We start from the raw sequence: 23,205 nt of genomic DNA, 5'->3' as shown, positions 1-23,205 counted from the left end.
TATACCTATTTTCAATTCAATTTGCCAACAAAAATCGAACATTTATTCGATTTTTTTATTTTCCATTAAATAAAACTGCATTTAAGCATTAAAAAAAGCTAGAAGAGACTTATATCTCTTCTAGCTTTTTATATAAATGATAAAATCCATATTTCGCTGAACGTTCCCTAATTTGTTGACGACTTCCACTTAAATTAAGAGAAAAGACTACAGTTGGTTCATCCTTCATCGCCAATCCAACGAACACCGTTCCCGGCTCTTTATGTTCTGAAGCATCCGGTCCTGCTACCCCAGTGAAACTAATTCCGATATCCGCTTTTAATAAACCCTTAACATGTTCAGCAAGATAACGAGCACATTCTTTACTAACTGCACCATCAGTAGATAACACTCCCTCAGGTACATGTAATACATGTTGCTTCACATCATTATGATAACAAATGACACCGCCTTTAAATACGGAAGACACACCAGCACTTTCTGTTACTTGATTGCCAAAGAGACCACCGGTTAAACTTTCTGCACACGCTAAAGTTAATCCTTTTTTCTTCAATAACGCTATCGCCTTATCATGCAGAAACTCTTGATCATACCCGTAGAAAAATTCTCCTACTCTTTCTAAAATCAAATCTTCCATATGCTGAATGAGTTTCGCCGCTTCATCAGCATTTTGATGTTTGGCAGTTAAACGTAGTGTCACTTCTCCATCATTCGCAAGGGGGGCGATTGTCGGGTTCGTTTGTCCATCAATTAAATCTTGAACTTTCACCTCTAATTGAGATTCCCCAATCCCGAAGAAGCGAAGCACACGAGAATAAATGTTTTCTCCTGTTGTAAAGTTACGTAAAAAAGGCTCTACATAACTTACATACATCGGCTTCATCTCTTTCGGTGGTCCTGGTAATAAAATATAAACTTTTCCGTTCTTATTTAACCCCATACCAGGTGCCATGCCGTGATCATTCGCAAATACAGTTGCTCCATCCAAAACGAGCGCCTGCTTTTTGTTATTCTCTGTGAACTCGCGACCTGTACGCTTAAAGTACTCACTTATCGATGCTAATGCCTGTTCATCATACACTAGCTCTCCACCCAAACTAGAAGATATCGTTTCCTTCGTCAAATCATCTTTTGTCGGGCCTAATCCACCTGTGAAAATAAGTATGTCAGCACGTTCTTCCGCAACTTCAATCGCCTGCTGTAATCGCTTGTTATTATCTCCAACTACAGTATGGTAGTACACATTAATTCCAATTGAAGCTAACTTTTCAGATAAAAACTGGGCATTTGTATTTGCAATTTGTCCAAGTAATAATTCAGTTCCAACCGCAATAATTTCAGCATTCATCCCAATTCCCCCATAAACTTCTATTTTGAGTTTACAAAAGCAGCTCTATTTTTCCAGAAATAATCCCACCCTGAAATAACAGTAAAGAATAATGCAATCCATATAAAGATATCAGCAACTGGAATATGGATTAAATTTAAAGGTACATCGTGTAATAAATACGCTGCAATCGCAATAATTTGTGTCCACGTCTTAATTTTTCCTAACTGATTTGCTGCCACTACTTCTCCTGTCCCAGCAAGTACAAGGCGTAAACCTGTTACTGCAAACTCACGGCTTATAATTACAATAACGATCCAAGCAGGTACGTATTGCATCTCAACTAACGTGATAAGTGCTGCTGAAACAAGTAATTTATCAGCTAACGGATCAAGGAACTTCCCTAAATTCGTTACAAGATTATATTTTCTTGCGTAATATCCATCAATCCAATCTGTAGCCGAAGCAATAATAAAGATAAGTGCCCCTACTAAATGTTGAATTGGTAAATCAACATCACCAATTGTGTATGAACCCCAATCAAAGGGCGCTAACATAATTACCATAAAAATTGGAATTAAGAAGATTCTAGATATTGTAATTTTATTTGGTAAATTCACAGCTATTCCTCCATCATATCAAAAACATTTGTTCATTGAAAAAAGTCATCGAAGCGATGACTGTTATTGTGCAGGTTGCTCTATCCCTTGGTTTTTTATCACCAATCTTTGGTGAAGTTCTTTTTCTGGATCCAATGGGAAAGCGACCACTTGGCCATTCAGTTTAACTTCAACATTCGTTGCATTTCCAATATTAAGTCGCACTTCTTTTACTGTTGATACATCATGTTTTTCTATTTGACCCTCTTGTACTGTAGTGTTTAGAATTACTTTACCAGTATCATCTTTAACATCTACATAACTCGCACCTTTACCCGATATTTCCAGTTCTAATGTTTTATTATTATGAATTTCCAAAGTAGATACTTTACCAGCTGTTCCAACTACTTTCACTTCTTCTTTTCCAGTTGGTTGTGCTGGTTGTTCCTCTTTCTTTGGCTCTTCTTTCTTTGATTCTTCTTTTTTCGGCTCTTCCGCTTTCACTTCATCTTTCTTCGTATCTAACGGAGAGTTTTCCGCTTTTTTAACTTCAATTTTCTCACTTTGAGCATTCGGAACTTTCTCATCACCTTTTCCAATTAACGCTTGAAAAACAAACCAAATTACCACTCCAAATGCAATTACTAACAGCGCAACTAAGATTTTCGGCATATGATCTGCAATTGGCCATGATGAAGATTTTTGCATTGTTTCTTGTGTTTTTTGTCCAGTTGATACTTGTGGAACGTCGCGTTTTTCAGATTGTGGTATCGTACTCTGATATTCTACAAGCAGTTCCTCTCCATTTAATCCAACCGCATCTGCGTATTGTTTAATGAATGCACGCGCATAAAAAGCTCCTGGCAACACATCATAATTGCCTTCCTCAATCGCTACTAAATGGCGTTTTTGAATTTTTGTCATCTCATGCAGCTGATCCATAGACAAGCCTTTCGTTCCTCTGGCTTCTTTCAGCTTTTGTCCTAATTCTGTCACTACTAACACCTCAATATTTCTTTAAAAGTCAAACATAGAGAAATTATTTTGCGTACCTTGCTCAATTTCATCTACTAAATTATATTGAATTTCTTCATCATAATCGTTACGCAACTCGATAATATAATCAAAATCATCCAATGTGTATTCTGACTGACTCACAAATACATCAGGATGTTCCACAACTTTCGTTGCAGGCAATCTCATAATTTCACGAACAAGCTGCCAATGCCTTTCGTTAGCACGCTTTGTTGACACGATTCCATCTAGGATGAAAATATTGTCGTCGCTATACTCATCTTCAATCAATTGACTACGAACTGTTTGCTTAATAAGAGTAGATGATACAAATAACCATCTTTTATTTGCACAAACACTTGCGGCAACAATGGATTCTGTTTTTCCGACACGAGGCATTCCTCGTATCCCGATTAGTTTATGACCTTCTTTTTTCATTATTTCAGCCATAAAGTCTACAAGTAACCCTAATTCATCACGTACAAATCGAAATGTCTTCTTATCGTCTGCATCTCGTTGTATGTACCTACCATGTCTAACCGCTAACTTATCTCTTAGCTTTGGCGGACGATATTTCGTTACCGTTATGTTATCCATCGTATTTAAAATTGATTCAAGTCTAGAGATTTGCTCTTGATTATCACACATAAGGAGTAATCCACGTCGTGCATTATCTACACCATTAATTGTGACAATATTAATGCCGAGCATACCGATTAACGAAGAAACGTCACCAAGCAAGCCAGGTCGGTTTTTATGTATTTCATATTCAAAATACCATTCAATCATCCAAAATCACTCCCCTTGCTTACTTTACACCTACGTACTATATTATATGATTTCACCTTAATAGGGAAGCTAAATGTATAATCTAACCCGCGTTATTATTATACAAAAAAAATAGAGAGGAGAATCTCCTCTCTATTTTTACTTATGTTGTACAAACTTCACCATTAAGTTTGCGATTGTATGTTGCTCTTGTTCATCAGCAACTTTCCAAAGCTCAGACAGTAATTTCTCTTGATCGTTGCGCGCTTCTACTTCATTTGCTAAATAATCTCCAACACGAAATGCCATATCTGATACAGCACCGCCATCAAGACCTTTTCCTGATGCCTGTTCTAATCGTTCTCCTAAAAAGCTCTTCCATTGATCAAAATTATCTAAAACTGACATGTTTAAGCACCTCACTACTTAGTAATAGAATCATGCTTAATTTGTACAGTTTTTTATTTTTTATGTAACAATTTTTTAGCAATGCCAACCGCCATTCACTCCGATAATTTGTCCAGTTATGTAAGATGCACCTGGTGATACGAGGAACGACACTGTTTTCGCTACTTCTTCTGGTAATCCCAACCTACCTAACGGAATCTCTTCAGCAATTTCATTCTTATCCTCTTCTGAAAATACATGTAACATTTCCGTTTCAATCGCACCTGGTGCCACCGCGTTAACCCTTAATCCACTTAATGAAACTTCTTTTGCTAAAGCTTTCACATATGAATTTTGTGCACCTTTTACCATCGAGTAAAGGACTTCACATGATGCGCCAATTTGGCCCCATATAGACGAAATAAGTACAATATTACCGCTTCTCTGCTGAATCATAGATGGCAGCGCCATTGATAATAATTTATAGATGCTCTTCACTTGAAGTTCTACCATATAATTCAATTCATCGTTCGTTACATCTGTTACTAATCCAAAGATACTCTTCCCAGCTGCATATACGATAACATCAAGAGGATGTTCAATTTGTCTCCACAATTGCTCCGCCCCATAACTAGAAGCCAAATCCGCTTGAACAGGAATCACTTCCCCCCACTCTTTCTGCAACTCATTCACTTTCTCTTCACCGTTATTATAATGAACATATACTGTATATCCATCTTGAATTAATTGTTTTGAAATAGCAGAGCCAATCCCTCCGCTTCCTCCAGTTACTAATGCATACTTTTTCATATAATTCCTCTCTTATCTCAACAAAATGTTTTTCCTACAAATAAATAATACCCTCATCTTACAATTTATCAATGATAAGATGAGGGTATTATTATGACACCTTTTATTTTTTCGGTAAAACTTGACAAACACTCATTCTTTCTTCTGATAGTAATAATTTGGCTACTTCTTGTAAATCTTGAACAGTTAGACTTTCTAATACAGTCAATGCCTCAAACAGACTAGATTCATTAAACGCATATCGTGTAAATTGATTTGCAATATATTCCGGTGAATTTAAGGAGCGTAAAAAGCCACCTATTTTCTTTTTCTTTACTCGTTCTAATGCTGCCTCGTCTAATTGATCATAATTTGTGTTTAATAAAATACCTTTCAAACGCTCTTCCAGCTCATCAGGTTTCTTCGTATCACCGCCAACCATTGCAAAACCGAAGTTATTCTCTTCTGTATAATCATACGAGAACGAATCATCAATAAGTCCCTCATTATATAAAGATTCGTAATGAACGGAGCTCTTCCCAAATAAATAATCTAAAAGTAACGTAAGCGCAATTTCTTGTTTTAAAAGGGCTTTCCCTTTTTCTTTTAAATTTGTCGCTTTAATACCTACTAAACATTTTGGAGTTTGTACAGGCATTGAAATAATTTTCTTTTTTTCATTTACCTCATCTGGTTCTTCTTCAAATGAACGTACAATTTCTGGCTGGTTTTTATAATCTTTTTTCGCTTGATTTTCACGTACTAAATCCATTGTTTTCTCTGGATCAATTGCGCCCACAACAAATAGTAACATATTGCTCGGATGATAAAATGTTTCATAACATTCATATAATAGGTCTTTTGTAATTTTACTAATAGACTCGATTGTCCCTGCAATATCAATTTTAATTGGGTGCTTTACAAACAAGCTATCAATTAATCCAAAGTATAAGCGCCAATCTGGATTATCTTGATACATTTGAATTTCTTGCCCAATAATCCCCTTCTCTTTTTCGACTGTTTTTTCAGAGAAGTAAGGCTCTTGTACGAAGTTTAGCAATGTATTTAAATTTTGTTCTACATTTGATGTACATGAAAAAAGATAAGCTGTTCTTGTGAAAGATGTGAAAGCATTTGCCGATGCCCCTTGTTTACTAAACAATTGGAAAGCATCGTGATCTTCTTTTTCAAATAATTTATGCTCAAGAAAATGAGCAATCCCATCAGGCACACGAATCATTTCTTCTTTACCTAGTGGTACGAATGTATTATCCATAGAACCATATTTCGTCGTAAACGTTGCAAATGTTTTATTAAATCCTTGCTTCGGTAAAATATATACATCTAATCCATTAGGAAGTTTTTCATAATAGAGTGTCTCTTTTAATTGCTCATAAACAATTTTCTCCATTTATTCTCCCTCCGTTCCATGTAAAAAGTAAATTGTATCTAGTTCAATATTTTTAGCAACTTTCACAATCTCTTCTTTCGTCACACTCTCAATACCTGAAAGCCATTCTTCAACCGGACGCGTGCGGTCTGAAATAATACCATGATACAGCATTTCCACAAATCCGCGCGGTGTATCAATTGCCTCTAATATTTGATTTTGAATAACACTTTTCGTTTGATGCATCTCTTCTTCAGAAAAATCACCATTTTGCATCGCTAACATTTGTTCTTTAATAATCTCAACAGCTTTTTCATAATTTTTCGCTTCGATTCCTGACATGACAAACAATAAGCCTTTATGACTTTCAAAGCGGGATGCCGCATAGTACGCTAAACTATTTTTTTCACGAACGTTAACGAATAACTTCGAATGAGAAAATCCTCCAAACAGTCCATTGAACAATTGCAGTGCAAAATAATCTTCGTCTTTATACGTAATAAACGTACGATAACCGATGTGTAATTTACTTTGTTTTAATTCTTGTTTTTCCACAACTTCTTTTTCTTCATTATTTCTCTTATGAAGAAGTACATTTCTTTCTCTCACAGGACGCGCTGAAATAGAAAAATACTTACTTACAAGACCAACTGCGTTTTCTGAAATATCACCAATAATATATAGATCCATTTCATCTTCCGCTAACACCTTTTGATAATATTGATACAAACTGTCATTTGTAATAGAAGAAACACTCTCTTTTTTCCCATTTGCACTTAAACGATACGGTTCTACTTTGCACATTTCTTCAATTAAACGCTCGTTTGCATAGCGCATTTTATCATCATACGTAGCTTCAATTCGTTGCAAGAGCGCTCTTTTTTCACTTTCTACGATAGAAGGTAGAAAACCGTTCCCCTCTGTCGCTGGATGTAAAACTATATCCGATAACATAGAAAGCGCTTTTTCAAATAACGGTGGTGCATCATGCAAATATACTTCATTTGCAATGTCTACATAAATAGAGATGATATGGTCTTCTCCTTTTTTACTTACATCGACTGCCAAAGAAGATCCGTATAATTCTTCTAAATATTGACGAAGACGAATTACAGAAGGAAGCTTTTCTGTCGCACTTTGCAATACGTATGGCAATAGTGCACGCTCTGTCACCGTCTCCTCATTTAAAGGTGCTTTAAAACGAAATACAAAAGTATTTGTTTTATATTTATCAGTTGGAATAATATGTACTCGCAAACCACCTAACTCGTGTAACTGTTGTTCCATCAGTTTCATTTATAGCCCTCCTTTACCTATGTAGGAATATTCCTCTTCAATATACAGTTTTTAGAAATGAAAAATCAACTTTTCTTCCTCACTATACTTACATCAGGCTCTTTCTAAAAACTTTTATATGTAAGGAACATAGTAAAATTCCGTATTACATATATTCTATGTAAAAAAGCCCGCACTAATGTGCGAGCTTTTTTATGCTTACAAAATACTTATCGTTTTCCTTTTTCATAAGGGGTTCCTAATGCTTTCGGAGCTTCAGAACGACCTACAAAACCAACAAGTGCTAATATTGTGAATACATATGGTAATATCGTTAATAAAACACTCGGAATTTGATCTAACACAGGAATTGTTCCACCTGTTACACTTAACGATTGTGCAAAACCAAAGAATAACGCTGCACCTAATGCACCTAGTGGATTCCACTTCCCAAAGATCATAGCAGCTAATGCTAAGAAACCTTGTCCAGTAATAGTTGCCCCTGAGAAGTTATTAGAAATTGACATTGCAAAAATTGCTCCACCAATTCCAGCAAACACACCTGATATACAAACACCAATATAGCGCATTTTATATACGTTAATCCCCATCGTATCAGCTGCCATTGGATGCTCACCAACCGCACGAAGACGAAGACCGAACGGCGTTTTATAAATGACATACCAAACAACGAATGCTAAAATAATAGCAATATACGACGTTATCGGTACGTTAGAGAAGAATATTTTCCCTAAAACCGGAATATCCGAAAGGCCTGGAATATCAATCTTTTCAATACGGTACTGAATAAAATCAGTCTGTCCTTTATCAAAAATCTTCTTAATTGCAAATACAGTTAATCCAAGAGATAAGAAGTTAATCGCTACACCACTTACAACTTGATCCGCTCGGAATGTAATAGATGCTACCGCATGAAGTAATGCAAATAACCCACTACCAATTGCCGCAAATAATAATGCAATCCACGGAGTCATCGTTCCCCAAGTATCACCCATTAATAAGTTTGTAACAACTCCAATAAATGCACCAAATAGCATTAGTCCTTCTAATCCGATATTTACAACACCCGATCGTTCACTAAATACACCACCTAGTGCTGTGAAAATTATAGGTGCTGATGTATATAACGTACCCGTCACAAGAATGGCTAATATATCTAAAAAGCTCATTTATTTCCCCTCCTTGCTCATGCGTGTAAGCGCCCATCTTAACACATAACTACATGCAACAAAGAAGATGATACATGCAATAATCACATTAATAAGCTCTGATGGTACATCTGCCTCAAAGTTCATTTGAGGGGAAGCACTTTTCAAACCACCAAATAATAAAGCTGAAAGGATAATACCAAACGGATTATTCCCTCCAAGTAAGGCTACGGCAATCCCGTCAAATCCTACTCCTGTAAACGAAGACATTGCTGTCATACTTTGGAATGTTCCTAACCCTTCCATCGCTCCACCAATCCCCGCAAATGCACCCGCAATTGTCATAGAGAATACTACATTACGAGAAACTTTCATACCAGCATATTGGGAAGCATGTTGATTAAATCCTACCGACTTTAATTCATACCCTAAAGTTGTTCGATCTAATAAGAACCACATTAAAATAGCAATTAAAATTGCTACAACAATTCCCCAGTGAAGGCGCGAACCATCAGTGATGGCAGCAAGCCAGTCTGAAGATAATGACGCACTCCCTTTGATGTCATACGTTTTATCATTACCCTCGTGCAAGAAACGCTTAATAATGTCATATGTTACGTATAACGCAATATAGTTCATCATAATTGTTACAATAACTTCATTAACTTGAAATTTCCCCTTTAAATATCCAGGGATGAAACCCCAAATTCCACCTACCAATGCTGCAAATAAAATAGATAACGGAATGTGCAGAACAGCTGGTAGCGACACTGCATAACCGAACCAAACTGCTGCAAGCCAACCAACTAGTAATTGACCCTCTACCCCGATATTAAATAAACCTGTACGAAATGCAAACGCCACTGATAAGCCGGCAAGAATAAGTGGTATCATTGTACGAAGCGTTTCACCTATTGCACTTGGGCTACCGAACATTCCTGTCCAAAGTGCACTATAACCAACAATCGGATCATAGCCACTAACTAGCATTACAATCGCTCCGACAAGTAAGCCAAAAATAACGGATAGTACTGGGACTAAAATATTTATCGTTCGTTCTGTTAAAAGTTTTTTAGCCATTTGTACCCACCTGCTCCTTCTTTGTTCCTCCAGCCATTAACAATCCAAGCTGTTGTTCATTCGTTTCTTTCGCATCAACAATTGCTACGATTTTCCCTTCATAAATAACAGCAATTCGGTCACTAACATTTAAGATTTCATCTAACTCTAGAGATAAAAGTAATACACCTTTTCCTTTATCCCTTTGCTCTATTAATCTCTTATGAATAAATTCAATTGCTCCTACATCTAAACCACGTGTTGGTTGTGCCGCGATTAATAAATCTGGATCACGGTCTACTTCACGTGCAATAATTGCTTTTTGTTGATTCCCCCCAGATAAAGCGCGCGCTAACGTTTGCTCACTAGGTGTACGTACATCAAACTGCTCAATAAGTGCCTTTGCTTTTTCTGTAATTTTACTAAAATTTAAAATCCCTTTCTTTGAGAAAGGATTTTTATAGTACGTTTGCAGAACTATATTATCTCTAACTGAAAAATCAAGAACAAGGCCGTGTTTATGACGATCTTCTGGAATATGACCAATTCCTTCTTCTGTTATCCTTCTAACAGGCCAATTTGTTATTTCTTTTCCTTTAATTGCAATAGAACCTGACTCAACTTTTCGTAAACCAGTAATTGCTTCTATTAATTCACTTTGTCCGTTTCCATCAATCCCTGCAATTCCAACAATTTCCCCCGCACGAACAGTTAAGTCAAGGCCTTTTACAGCAGGTAGTTGACGTGCATCGTGAACGACAAGATTTGCAATTGAAAGTACCTCTTCTTTTGGCTTCGCGTCTATTTTTTCTGTTTTAAAATTCACTTGACGTCCGACCATTAATTCTGCAAGTTTATTTTCATCCGTATTTGCAACGTCAACCGTTCCAATCCCTTTTCCTTTACGAATAATCGTACAACGATCGCAAACTTCCATAATTTCTTTCAACTTATGTGTAATAAGAATAATAGATTTTCCTTCTTGTACAAGCTTTTTCATAATTTGAATTAGCTCATGAATTTCTTGCGGTGTTAACACAGCTGTCGGTTCATCAAATATTAGAATTTCTGCCCCACGGTAAAGTGTTTTTAAAATCTCAACACGCTGCTGCATACCAACTGAAATATCCTGTATTTTCGCATATGGATCTACAGCTAAACCGTATTGTTCGGACAGTTTTTGAATTTCTTTTGCAGCTTCCTCAACAGCAATTTTCCCTTTTTTCTTCGGTTCATTTCCAAGAATAATATTCTCTGTAACTGTAAAATTATGAACAAGCATAAAGTGCTGATGAACCATTCCAATACCAAGGTCATTTGCCACATTCGGATTGGTAATGTTTACAGGCTTTCCTTTAATTTTAATTTCACCTTGTTCTGGTTGGTACAAACCAAATAGTACATTCATCAATGTGGATTTCCCTGCACCATTTTCTCCAAGTAAAGCATGTATTTCTCCCTGCTTTACTTGCAGCGTAATATCATCATTCGCTACAATGCCTGGGAATACTTTCGTAATGTTATTCATCTCAATTACGTATTCCATTGTGTTCCTCCTTTTAACAGGGAACATTCCCCTATTACACTATTAACTTATTAAGCAATTTGGAAGTTTTATACATACAAAGGTTAGTTCTATGAACTAACCTTTGCTATTTCTCTATTTATTTTTTTAGAGAAGCTTCATATTCTTTATACTCTTTATCTGTAGCTGGTACTTTAATTTCACCATCTGTAATTTTCTTTTCAAACTCTTCTACTTTTGTTAAAATTTCAGGGTTAACTTTTTTCACGTTGTCAGTTGTTTTTGCGATACCAACACCGTCATCTTTTAAGCCAAACGCTTCTACTTTACCGCCTTTTAATTTACCATCTTTCGCTTCTTGTGCTACTTTTTCAACAGCGATATCTACACGTTTTACCATTGAAGTTAATGTTACGTTTTCAGGCATACCTTCTTGGTTTTGGTCACGGTCAACACCAATTACCCAAACATTTTCACCTTTTTTCTTACGGTTTTTCGCTTCAGTGAACACGCCGTTACCTGTACCACCAGCAGCATGATAAATTACATCTACACCTTGACCATACATTGCTGAAGCAAGAACTGTACCTTTTTCCGGTTTATCAAATGCTTCTGCATATTCAGATACGATTTCAATATTTGGATTTACTGCCTTTGCACCAGCTTTAAATCCATTTTCGAATTTACTAATTAAATCACTCTTCATTCCACCAACAAATCCTACTTTATTCGATTTTGTTGACATAGCTGCTACCGCACCTACAAGGAATGAACCTTCATGATCTTTAAATGTAATGCTTGTTACGTTCGGTGCATCTACAACAGTATCCACAATTGCGAATTGTTGTTTTGGAGCTTCTTTTGCTACTTCTTTAATTGCACCTTCTAATTTATAACCGATTCCGAAAGATAAATCATACTTATCTTTTGAAAATTTCTTTAAGTTTGGAATATAATCTGCTTCTTTTTCAGACTGTAGGTAACGATAATTTGTCTTTTCCTTTAATTCATTATCTTTACCAAACTTTTTCAAACCTTCCCAAGAAGATTGGTTGAATGATTTATCATCCACGCCCCCAACATCTGTTACCATACCAACTTTAAATTCTTTATTTTCTTTCTTGTCACTGCTCGCCTTATCCGAGTTACCACATGCACCTAAAACCGCACTTGCTGCTAATGTTAATGATAATAAAAGACCTGTTTTTTTCTTCATACTAGAAACCCCTCCTGAAATTATATATATATCTTTATTCTTACGCTGCTGTCCCTAACTTCTTGCTGTCACCTCCCTAAAATGGAACTTACCTACATACGTTTTCTTAATACGTGGAAGCTAAACTTGTCAGCTCTAAAGTAATTGATAGAATATAAGATTGGCTCATCATTTTGATCATAGTGCATTTGTTTTAAAACTAGCAGTGCCGTTTCAGGTTCACATTCTAAAATCGGTGAGATTTTAGAATGATAGCCAATTGGCTCAATGTGAGCAACTGCATATGTGATACGTTTGTGCGTATTGTTATGTATCACTGTAAGCAATGATTCTTCGTTGTATCCCGATAAATCTGGCAAGATTTCTTTTGCAAGTTTATCGATACAATATACAACAGGTTCCCCATCTGCTGTACGCACACGCTCAATCATTACTGCATTAAAACCATCTTCACTATTAAACTTCTCTTTTTCTTCTTCTGTTAAACTTGTTGTAGATGATGATAAAAAGATAGTTCCTGGTGTTTTCCCCACACTAGAAATCATATCTGTAATACTAGAAAGTTGTTCAATCCCAGAAGAAAATAATGGCTTTGCATTTACAAATGTTCCTACACCATGTCTACGAATGACAACATTTTCTTCTTCTAAAATACGCAGCGCTTCCCTTAAAGTCGCCCTACTTACACCAAGTTCTTTTGCTAAATCAAACTCTGATGGTAACTTCTGCCTTTCTTTGTAAGCTCCATCTTTAATTTTTTCTTTGATGTGATCAATCACCCGTAAATATAGGTGACGACTATCGGATTTTACTGACATAAGACTCCCCCGCATTTCAATTATTCGACCTCTGATGTAAGACTTCTTTTCTCTTTTTTCAACTTACAACATAATAAAAATTGCTACATACTAAAAATAAGCTTAATTGTCGAATAAATATTAATAATTTTTTAAGATGAAATTTTCACTCTTTATGGCATAAAAAAAACTTTGCACCATAAACATTCCTCATTTCGAGAAAAAGTTCGGTACAAAGATCTCTTACATCCTTTGTTACACACTTTTCCCCTCATAGTCCAGCAATTCATGGTTGCCGGGTAGAAACTTATGGACCTTATCTCCAAGATTATATGAGGCAGTGATTCTTTTCGAAGTAATCTTACCACTTGCTCCCATACGTGTCAACAAAATTTAACATTTTTCTACATTAAATATCGAACATTCATTAAAAACACAATCAAAGTATTCGTATTCTAAAGAATCGCTTTATATGTAAGCCCTTTCTTTATTGCTGAATATAGTATATAACAAAACTAGCATATAAAAAAGCCTAATTGTAAAAACAATTAGGCTTTTTTTATGAACTTTTTTCTTGTACATCATTAATGAGCACTTCTCGTGGTTTACTACCTTCATACGGACCTACTACACCATTCATTTCCATTGCATCAATTAAACGGGCAGCTCGCGTATAACCTACTCTAAACCTACGTTGCAACATAGAAACAGATGCTGTTTGCATTTCCACTACAAGCTGAACTGCTTCATCATATAATTCATCTTCTACTTCCTGCTTCGTATCAGGAACATCTTGTGGAATCATATCTTCTTGATATTGCGCTTTTTGCTGACCAATAACATATTCTACAACTCTCTCAACTTCATCATCGGATAAAAATGCACCTTGTACACGTACAGGCTTCGATGCACCAATTGGTATAAACAGCATATCTCCACGACCTAGCAGTTTCTCTGCACCACCACCGTCAAGAATTGTACGAGAGTCCGTTTGAGAAGATACCGCGAATGCAATACGTGATGGAATATTCGCTTTAATAACTCCCGTAATAACATCAACTGATGGACGCTGCGTCGCAATAATTAAATGAATACCCGCTGCACGAGCCATTTGTGCTAAACGCATAATCGCATCCTCTACATCTGATGAAGCAACCATCATTAAATCGGCTAACTCGTCCACTATTACTACAATATAAGGTAATTCCGGTTGTTTCGCTTCTGATTGACTATTATGTTCTTTAATATGATCATTATATCCTTCAATGTTACGCGTGCCACTATGAGCAAATAACTCATAACGTCGTTCCATTTCACTCACGACTTTTTTCAAAGCTTGTGATGCTTTTTTCGGATCAGTTACAACTGGTGTTAATAAATGCGGAACACCGTTATATACATTTAACTCTACCATTTTCGGATCAATCATCATTAATTTTACTTCATGTGGTTTTGCGCGCATTAAAATACTAACAATAATACCATTAATACATACACTTTTCCCGCTACCTGTCGCACCAGCTACTAGTAAATGGGGCATTTTATTTAAACGTGCTAATACAGCTTCACCTGTAATATCTCGTCCAAGACCAATTAACAACTTCTCTTCCGGATGATTATTAGCCTTAGAATCAAGAACTTCTCTAAGCGTTACCATAGATACTTCTGAGTTCGGAACTTCAATCCCTACAGCTGATTTCCCGGGAATAGGTGCTTCAATACGAATGTCTTTCGCAGCTAAAGCAAGTGCTAAATCATCACTTAAACTAACGATTTTGCTTACCTTTACTCCCATATCAGGATACACTTCATATTTTGTAACTGCAGGACCTCTATGTACTTTTGTTACTTTCGCTTTCACTCCAAAACTTTGGAATGTACGTTCTAATTTACGAGCATTCTCATAAATTTCTGCATTTTCATTTGTAACTTGCTTATTCTTAGGAAATTTCAATATATCAATTGCAGGAAGCTTGTAATCTTTATTCTCTACATTTGAAAATTGCATTGGCGGGGCACTTGTTTCCGCCTCTAAAGATTCTACAATCTTTTCTCCACGCTTTTTCTTAGATTCTTCAACAGGCGGAGCCTCTTCAATAGATGGTGAAGTGATCAACTCTACTTCCTGTTCTTCGCTAATGCGTTTATTCTCTTCTTCATTTACAGGATAATTCTCAGTGAAATTCGAAATAATTGGAGGATCAATTGAGATTTCTTCCATCGGCTCAATAATCTCTTCTTGTTCTGCAGCACGTTTACTCCTTGTGCTTCTCGTTGTTTTTTTCTTTTCTGTTTGTTCAGCCGTCCTTTTGGATTTCCAATCTTTATAATCCCCTTGCATTACTTCAAATTGACTTCTAAGGATTCTTCCTACAGGGGCAAGTACTTCTCCAATATGCTTATTTGTTATACAAAGTATGCCGAGAATCACTAAAATAATACCAATGATATAAGCTCCTACTTCGTCAAATAAGAAGTAACACGTCGCGAACATAAGCGCACCAAACATACCACCGCCTAAATGAACACTATCCGGCCCCTTTTTCATTTCAAGGAAGAAGTTATCTTTCGTACTCACAATAACAGAAGTATTTTGCACTGCTCCATCTTTCGTAAGAAGGTTAAATAATGTAATATGACTAAACATTAATATCGCCAATACTATTAAATAAAAACCAATTAACCGTTTATTTAAAAGGTTCGGCCATCCACGTTTGATAACAAACGAAACCGATAAAGCTATTACACCTAACACACCAATTATGTACCACTCACCAAAGAAGAAGCGAAAAAATAACACAAACGATTTCCCTACAACACCTAGCTGTAAAATCGTAATGATTGAAAGTGCAAAAAGAGTTAAACCGACGATTTCATAATACAAAGTTGGCTTTATCGTGCGTCTTGCTTTTGCCTTCGTCCCTCTTTGCTTTTGTTTTGCCATTTCTTCACCTCGTGTTCTACATGTAAGTAGGGCTTCCTTAAAAAAGCTTTACTTATATGTCTGTTTTCTCTATTTTTCAGGTCTTATATCTTCTATTTTTACACTTCTTGTAAATTGTTAAATAAACAGAAGAAAGCAGCCCTCTCATGGCTGCTCAACCGTCTTGTTTTTTATATTATACCATAGCTTCTAAACAAAATCCTTCTTTTTGCTAAAAGGTTATTTTCTGACCGGGCTCAAACTCTAAGTAGTGTAGCGGATCCGTACTTAACACACGTACAATAGAATAAAAGCCATGTTCTTCTTCAGAAACCATTAATTCAACACCGTTTATATTTACAACTTTTTGACTTTCACATTGTGAATAATCGGCTGGATATACAAGTTGCTCTGGCATAATTGTGTATAAAATCATTGTAACATTGTCCCTTCTGCACTATCATCCATGCGGGCATCTATTAATTCATTCAGTTTTCGAATTGCATTCCCAATACCACCGACATCATCTATAAGACCATATTTCACTGCATCTCCACCAATTACATTCGTCCCAATATCTCGCGTCAAATTCCCTTTTGCAAACATAAGCTCTTTAAAACGATCTTCTGTTACTTTCGAATGCTTCGTCACAAATCGTATGACTCTTTCTTGCATTTTATCTAAATACTCAAATGTTTGCGGCACACCTATAACAAGACCTGTTAGACGAATGGGATGAATTGTCATCGTTGCAGTTTCTGCAATAAATGAATAATCCGTAGAGACAGCAATCGGTACACCGATAGAATGTCCCCCGCCCAGAACAAGAGATACTGTCGGTTTCGAAAGCGAAGCTACCATCTCAGAAATCGCTAGCCCTGCTTCAACGTCACCACCAACTGTGTTTAATATTAAAAGTAAACCTTCAATTTTCGGATTTTGTTCAATCGCAACAATTTGCGGAATAATATGCTCATATTTTGTTGTTTTATTTTGCGGCGGTAATTGAACATGACCTTCCACCTGCCCAATGATTGTTAAACAATGAATACTCGATTCATTCATTTGTGGTACATTCGTTTGCCCTAGCTGTTGAATTTTTTCCACTATTGAAGCTTCTTTCCCAGTTTCTTTCGGCTCAGCCTCTTTCCCTTCATTTGTATAACGATCACGTTCTGTCATATCGCATCCCCTTTCACTCGTATATAACTATTATTTCTTAAGTTATAAATTTCATTCGATAGAGTTAAAAAAGAAAAAAAAGATCACCCGTAAAGGTGATCTTTTTTATACTTCCATAATAATCGGTAAAATCATAGGTTTTCTCTTTGTCTCTTCGTACAAGAACTGTCCTAATAATTCACGAATATTTTGTTTTAACATAGACCATTCAATTGAATACTCTTTAATCGATTGCTCAACAATCATACGTACAATCTCTGTAGAGCGGTCAATTAACGCTTCTGATTCACGAACATACACAAAGCCACGTGAAATGATTTCTGGACCAGAGATAATTTTCTTTTCATCTTTACCAAGTGTTACAACAACTACTAATATTCCATCTTGAGATAACATTTTTCTATCTCGAAGAACGATATTACCAACGTCACCTACACCTAAGCCATCAATTAACACATTACCAGCTTGTACTTTGCCAACTAAGTTTGCTTCATCGTCACCAAAAGCAATCACATCGCCTTTTTCTACGATAAAGATATTCTCTCTTGTAATACCTACATCTTCAGCTAAATATGCATGTGCTTTTTGCATACGGAACTCACCATGTACGGGTACAAAGTATTTCGGTTTCATTAAATTTAACATTAATTTTAATTCTTCTTGGCTACCGTGACCTGAAACGTGAACTTTTCTTTCACCGTAATAAATAACATCAGCTCCAGCTCTAAATAACAAGTCAATAATTTTCGATACAGATATTTCATTACCCGGAATTGGAGAAGCCGCAATAATAACCGTATCACCTTTACGAATTGAAATTTGTTTATGAGCTTGCTTCGCCATTCTAGAAAGAGCTGCCATCGGTTCACCTTGGCTACCTGTCGTTAAAATAGCTACCTTTTTCTCCGGGAAATTGTCTACTTCTTGTAGTGAAATAACCATACCTTCTGGAACATCTAAATAACCAAGACGTCTTGCGATATCTACCACTTTCACCATACTACGTCCTACAACCGCTACTTTTCGTCCTGTTTCAGCAGCTGCATCAAATACTTGTTGAATACGATGTACATTCGATGCAAATGAAGCAACGATAATACGTCCTTCTGCACCGTAGAACACTTTAGAAATTTCTACACCAACTTCTTTTTCAGAACCTGTATAGCCTGGACGCTCAGCATTTGTACTATCAGATAATAAGCACAGTACGCCTTCATTTCCGATTTGTGCCATTTTTCCAAGGTCTGCTCCACTATTTCCAATTGGAGTTTGATCGAATTTAAAGTCTCCTGTATATACGATAGCACCTTTTGATGTATGGAAACAAACACCCACAGAATCTGGAATACTATGTGTCGTTCCAAAGAATGACACCGTTGTAGTATTAAACTCTACTGTTGAATTTGAATCGATTGTTTTTAAGTCTACACGGCCTAACATACCCGCTTCGCCAAGTTTTTCTTGTATAAGTCCTACTGTTAATTTCGTTGCATACACTGGAATTGATAATTTACGAAGTACGTAAACAATTCCACCAATATGATCTTCATGACCATGAGTAATAAATAAACCTTTTACTCGCTCTTGGTTTTCCACTAAATATGTAATATCAGGAATAACGATATCAATTCCAAACATTTCATCTCCCGGGAACATTAACCCTGCATCTACAATAAAGATTTCAGAATCAATTTCAACACAGTACATGTTTTTCCCGATTTCACCTACTCCACCAAGAGCAAATACTTTAACAGACTCATTCTCTTTTCTCTTCATGTTGTTGCCTGGTTTAAAAATCTTTCAAACACTGATTTCACTAAAATTGCAGAGACACCAGGGGAAACTCTACAACCACCATATATTCACCGTCCAAGACGAATGTCCTTACCGTTATGCGATATCATGTCCTTGTTTATTTTTTAAACCAGGTTTCACCTCTCTTTCATTATATAAATCAAATATCTTATTCGATATGATATGAAAATGTAATCAAATTATAATTTTTACCAATTTTGCTAAGCATACCCGTACTAAGCTACTTAGCCATATTATACCTGATACAAGAAATAGAACACAAGTTAAATCGTGCGAAAGAAAAAGTAAAAGAACGGAATTACAACAAAAATATCGAACGTATTTCCTTTATATTTACTCCGATTTTGTATTCCATATTATTTTGAAGAAATAGCCATACATACGCTAAATTAATTTCATACTATAGATTTTCAAGACTTATTTTTCTAAATTCGAACAAAAATAATTATATAATGAAGTTTTTTTATGAATTACGTCATATTTGAGACAATTCCTCTGAAAAACAGAATCGATAGTTTATTACGTTTATACAAATGTTTATTCTATAATAACTATGATTTTTTGATCCTTTTAAAAGGGTACGATTATTTTCTTATACATGTTGCAATACATAATGAAAAAGCGGTTAATGATCTTATAAGTATTCATGTAGATGAGAAAAGAGTGGCAAAGATTTTCATACCATAAAAAAATGACCTAGTACTATACTAGGTCATTTTTTATTAACGAGGGATAGATTGCATAACAGATTGTAACGTTACTCTTTCTTCTTCTGTTAATGGAAGAAGTGGTAAACGTACAGAACCTACATCTAATCCAACCATTTGTAACGCTGTTTTTACTGGCGTTGGGCTTGGCGCCATAAATAATGAATCCGTCACTCTTACAAGTAATTGATGTAATTTTTGCGCCTTCTTAAATTCTCCTGCTTGAAATGCTACAATCATTTCTTGCATTTCATTTCCGATAACATGAGATGCTACAGAAACGATACCTTTCGCTCCAACTGCCATAGCTGGTAACGTTAAACCGTCATCACCGCTGTATACTGCAAAGTCGTCCGCTGTTTTTTCAATGATTTCTGTCATTGTTAACACATCGCCGCCTGCATCTTTAATCGCAACAATGTTTTCTATTTCTGATAAACGAACAACTGTATCAACGGAGATTTGTACAATAGATCGTCCTGGAACGTTATATAGCATAACCGGAAGCGGCGTGCTTTCAGCAATTACTTTAAAGTGCTGATACATTCCTTCTTGACTCGGTTTGTTATAATACGGTGCTACTAGCATTACTGCATCAACACCAACTTCTGTTGCCTTTTTAGTTAAGTCAATAGAAGCATGCGTATTATTGCTACCTGTTCCAGCGATTACGGGCACCCTTTTATCGACAACAGATACGACATGGCGATATAACGCTACTTTTTCTTCTGAAGTTAATGTAGGAGATTCGCCTGTCGTTCCTCCTACCACGATTGCTGTTGTACCGTTATCTATTAAATAATTTACCAATTTCGTTGTCTTTGCAAAATCGATATTTCCGTTTTTATCAAACGGAGTTACCATCGCGGTTGCAATTGTCCCAAAATCTATCATGGTCTCACTCCTTATTGTTCCAGTTGCTTTTCTTTTGAAAGCTCAAACGCACTATGTAATGCATTTACAGCCTCCACTAAATCAGTTTCTTTTACAAGAACCCAAATTGTCGTATGGCTATCTGCCGATTGCAGAATTTGAATACCTTTTTCCGCTAAAGCTGTAACGATTTTCGCAGTAACCCCTGGGTATCCTGCCATTCCAGCTCCTACAATTGAGACTTTTGCACAATGCTCTGTCACAATTGGCTCATATCCAAGTTTTTTTAATAATTCAACTGCACGACTTGATACACTATCACTCACCGTATAAGCTACCCCAGTAGGTGAAATGTTAATTAAATCGACACTGATTCCTTCATTCGCCATTTCTTTAAACACATGCTGTTGTAAATCATATGCTGTTTCTTTTGCCAGCACTTTAATTTGCGTCACATTTGACACATGAGCAATACCTGTAACAGGACGTTCTTCTACATCACGACCTTTTGTCGCACCGTCCGATGCTGAAATAAGCGTACCTTCACTATCAGAATACGTAGAACGTACACGAAGTGGTACTTTGGCATGCATCGCAATTTCAACTGCACGTGGATGAACGACTTTTGCACCTTGATATGCCATGTTACAAATTTCATTGTACGTTACCGTTTGAAGATGACGTGCATCTTTTACAATGCGAGGATCCGCAGTCATAACACCTTCTACATCTGTGAAGATATCGATATATTCAGCATGAAGCGCAACACCTAACGCTGAAGCTGAAGTATCGCTCCCTCCGCGTCCAAGTGTTGTCGTATCACCTTTTTTCGTTTGTCCTTGGAATCCTGTAACGACGATTACATCTAGATTTTCTAGCTCTTCATGTATACGATCGCAATTCATTTCAATAATCTTAGCATTCGTAAAATCATCATTTGTTACAAAACCAGCTTGTGCACCATTTAACGCTGCTGCTTTTATACCATTCTCATTTAACATATTAGAGAAGACGATTGCTGAGATTAATTCTCCGCATGATAATAATAAATCTTGCTCACGATTAGAAATGCGAGATTCCTCTTGATTTACAAGACTTAACAAAGTATCAGTTGCATATGGTTCACCTTTACGGCCCATAGCAGATACGACAGTAACTACTTTATAACCCGCATCTAGCGATTTTTTTATATGATGAAGCGCATGCTTACGTCCATTTTCATCACGTACGGATGTGCCACCAAATTTTTGAACAATAATTTTCATATTTTGCACCTTCTCTTAGCCGTTTACACTAATTGTAATTTTACTAAGCGCTCTGCAATTTGAACAGAATTCCATGCAGCGCCTTTTAATAAGTTATCAGATACGACCCAAAGATGGAATCCTTTATCATTATTTAAATCTTTACGAATTCTTCCAACGAATACTTCGTTTTTACCTACTGCAGTAGCTGGCATTGGATATAACTGCTCTTCTGGATTATCTTGCAGAACAATACCTTCCGCATTTGCAAGTAAGCTCTTGAATTCTTCTACTGTTACACCTTCTTTTTCTACTTCGATGTAAACAGACTCAGAGTGACCTGATACAACTGGTAAACGTACACATGTTGCCGCTACTTCTAATTCAGGCATATGCATAATTTTTTTCGTTTCATTAATCATTTTCATTTCTTCAAACGTAAATCCATTATCTTGGAATTTATCAATCTGTGGAATCGCGTTGAAAGCAATTTGGAAATGCTTTTTATCACCTGATACAGGTAAAACATTTGCCTTCACTTCTTCACCATTTAAGATTGCTTGTGATTGTTCATGAAGTTCTTCAATCGCTGCCGCACCAGCACCTGATACAGCTTGATATGTGGAAACGATTACTCGTTTTAAACCATATTGCTGACGAACTGGCTCAAGAGCTACTACCATTTGAATTGTAGAACAGTTTGGATTTGCAATAATACCATTATGTTCTTTTAAGTCGTTTTCATTTACTTCAGGTACAACAAGTGGCACGTTTTCTGTCATACGGAATGCACTTGTATTATCAACAACAATCGCACCGCGCTTTGCTGCTTCTGGCGCTAATTGTTTTGATACAGATCCACCAGCACTAAATAGTGCGATATCTACTCCTTCAAAACTTTCAGGAGTTGCCTCTTGAACTGTAAATTCTTCGCCTTTAAATACAAGTTTCTTACCTGCAGATCGTTTAGATGAAAGTAACGTTAACTTCCCGATTGGAAATTCTCGTTTCTCTAAAGTATTTAACATTTGTTCACCAACTGCGCCGGTTGCTCCAACTACAGCGACATGAAAAGTTTTTTGCTTTTCCATCACTATGCCCCTTTCTAGATACCAATCCTTCTATAACTTAGAATTAGAAGGAGTA

At 36.3% G+C, this 23,205-nt stretch carries 20 protein-coding genes and 1 riboswitch; all 20 genes read right to left on the bottom strand.

The window, feature by feature from the left end; all coding sequences use genetic code 11:
- Nucleotides 1–109: 109 nt before the first annotated feature.
- Complete coding sequence (gene cinA, locus KVT31_RS04590) at nt 110–1,348, bottom strand: competence/damage-inducible protein CinA (RefSeq protein ID WP_088097466.1); 1,239 nt, start codon at nt 1,346–1,348, stop codon at nt 110–112.
- Nucleotides 1,349–1,368: 20 nt separating this feature from the next.
- Nucleotides 1,369–1,947, bottom strand: coding sequence for a CDP-diacylglycerol--glycerol-3-phosphate 3-phosphatidyltransferase (gene pgsA, locus KVT31_RS04585; RefSeq protein ID WP_001052972.1), 579 nt, complete (start codon nt 1,945–1,947; stop codon nt 1,369–1,371).
- A gap of 63 nt (nt 1,948–2,010) precedes the next feature.
- A complete protein-coding gene (locus KVT31_RS04580; RefSeq protein ID WP_088097467.1) occupies nt 2,011–2,922 on the bottom strand; it encodes a helix-turn-helix domain-containing protein in 912 nt (303 codons plus the stop codon).
- 21 nt (nt 2,923–2,943) lie between these two features.
- Nucleotides 2,944–3,729, bottom strand: coding sequence for a DUF3388 domain-containing protein (locus tag KVT31_RS04575; protein WP_000574107.1), 786 nt, complete (start codon nt 3,727–3,729; stop codon nt 2,944–2,946).
- A 138-nt stretch (nt 3,730–3,867) separates the two neighbouring features.
- Entirely contained in the window at nt 3,868–4,116 is a 249-nt protein-coding gene (locus KVT31_RS04570; protein ID WP_000114455.1) for a DUF3243 domain-containing protein, read from the bottom strand.
- A 75-nt stretch (nt 4,117–4,191) separates the two neighbouring features.
- On the bottom strand, nt 4,192–4,905 hold the full coding sequence (gene ymfI, locus KVT31_RS04565) for an elongation factor P 5-aminopentanone reductase (protein ID WP_088097468.1): 714 nt from the start codon (nt 4,903–4,905) through the stop codon (nt 4,192–4,194).
- Nucleotides 4,906–5,008: 103 nt separating this feature from the next.
- Nucleotides 5,009–6,295: an EF-P 5-aminopentanol modification-associated protein YfmH gene (gene yfmH / locus KVT31_RS04560; protein ID WP_088097469.1), complete on the bottom strand. Its 1,287-nt coding sequence runs from the start codon at nt 6,293–6,295 to the stop codon at nt 5,009–5,011.
- Complete coding sequence (yfmF, locus tag KVT31_RS04555; protein ID WP_088097470.1) at nt 6,296–7,570, bottom strand: EF-P 5-aminopentanol modification-associated protein YfmF; 1,275 nt, start codon at nt 7,568–7,570, stop codon at nt 6,296–6,298.
- 209 nt (nt 7,571–7,779) lie between these two features.
- On the bottom strand, nt 7,780–8,739 hold the full coding sequence (locus KVT31_RS04550) for an ABC transporter permease (RefSeq protein WP_000008857.1): 960 nt from the start codon (nt 8,737–8,739) through the stop codon (nt 7,780–7,782).
- Nucleotides 8,740–9,798 (bottom strand): ABC transporter permease, encoded by a 1,059-nt coding sequence (locus KVT31_RS04545; protein WP_088097471.1) that lies wholly within the window; start codon nt 9,796–9,798, stop codon nt 8,740–8,742.
- Nucleotides 9,791–11,323: an ABC transporter ATP-binding protein gene (locus KVT31_RS04540; protein WP_088097472.1), complete on the bottom strand. Its 1,533-nt coding sequence runs from the start codon at nt 11,321–11,323 to the stop codon at nt 9,791–9,793. The genes KVT31_RS04545 and KVT31_RS04540 overlap by 8 nt, the downstream gene beginning before the upstream one ends.
- 118 nt (nt 11,324–11,441) lie before the next feature.
- Entirely contained in the window at nt 11,442–12,518 is a 1,077-nt protein-coding gene (locus KVT31_RS04535) for a BMP family lipoprotein (protein ID WP_088097473.1), read from the bottom strand.
- A 92-nt stretch (nt 12,519–12,610) separates the two neighbouring features.
- Complete coding sequence (locus tag KVT31_RS04530) at nt 12,611–13,336, bottom strand: GntR family transcriptional regulator (RefSeq protein WP_000114178.1); 726 nt, start codon at nt 13,334–13,336, stop codon at nt 12,611–12,613.
- Between the two features lie 233 nt (nt 13,337–13,569).
- Nucleotides 13,570–13,671, bottom strand: a riboswitch (purine riboswitch).
- Nucleotides 13,672–13,874: 203 nt separating this feature from the next.
- Complete coding sequence (locus tag KVT31_RS04525) at nt 13,875–16,259, bottom strand: DNA translocase FtsK (RefSeq protein ID WP_088097474.1); 2,385 nt, start codon at nt 16,257–16,259, stop codon at nt 13,875–13,877.
- Nucleotides 16,260–16,470: 211 nt separating this feature from the next.
- On the bottom strand, nt 16,471–16,674 hold the full coding sequence (locus tag KVT31_RS04520; protein ID WP_000605023.1) for a YlzJ-like family protein: 204 nt from the start codon (nt 16,672–16,674) through the stop codon (nt 16,471–16,473).
- Complete coding sequence (gene tepA / locus KVT31_RS04515; protein ID WP_000139828.1) at nt 16,671–17,420, bottom strand: translocation-enhancing protein TepA; 750 nt, start codon at nt 17,418–17,420, stop codon at nt 16,671–16,673. Before tepA ends, KVT31_RS04520 begins: the two co-directional genes overlap by 4 nt.
- 105 nt (nt 17,421–17,525) lie before the next feature.
- Complete coding sequence (locus tag KVT31_RS04510; protein ID WP_088097475.1) at nt 17,526–19,196, bottom strand: ribonuclease J; 1,671 nt, start codon at nt 19,194–19,196, stop codon at nt 17,526–17,528.
- A gap of 761 nt (nt 19,197–19,957) precedes the next feature.
- Nucleotides 19,958–20,836 carry a 4-hydroxy-tetrahydrodipicolinate synthase gene (dapA, locus tag KVT31_RS04505; RefSeq protein WP_088097477.1) on the bottom strand — a complete coding sequence of 293 codons (879 nt, stop codon included), beginning with the start codon at nt 20,834–20,836 and terminating at the stop codon, nt 19,958–19,960.
- 11 nt (nt 20,837–20,847) lie between these two features.
- Nucleotides 20,848–22,080 carry an aspartate kinase gene (gene dapG / locus KVT31_RS04500; RefSeq protein WP_088097478.1) on the bottom strand — a complete coding sequence of 411 codons (1,233 nt, stop codon included), beginning with the start codon at nt 22,078–22,080 and terminating at the stop codon, nt 20,848–20,850.
- 23 nt (nt 22,081–22,103) lie between these two features.
- Nucleotides 22,104–23,150 carry an aspartate-semialdehyde dehydrogenase gene (gene asd, locus KVT31_RS04495; protein ID WP_000414854.1) on the bottom strand — a complete coding sequence of 349 codons (1,047 nt, stop codon included), beginning with the start codon at nt 23,148–23,150 and terminating at the stop codon, nt 22,104–22,106.
- Nucleotides 23,151–23,205 lie beyond the last annotated feature (55 nt).

The organism is Bacillus sp. GbtcB14 (assembly GCF_019091205.1).
Taxonomy (GTDB): Bacteria; Bacillota; Bacilli; order Bacillales; family Bacillaceae_G; genus Bacillus_A; species Bacillus_A cereus_AG.
Note: the sequence above shows the minus strand (reverse complement) of the source record. Positions and strands in the feature narration are given on the sequence as shown.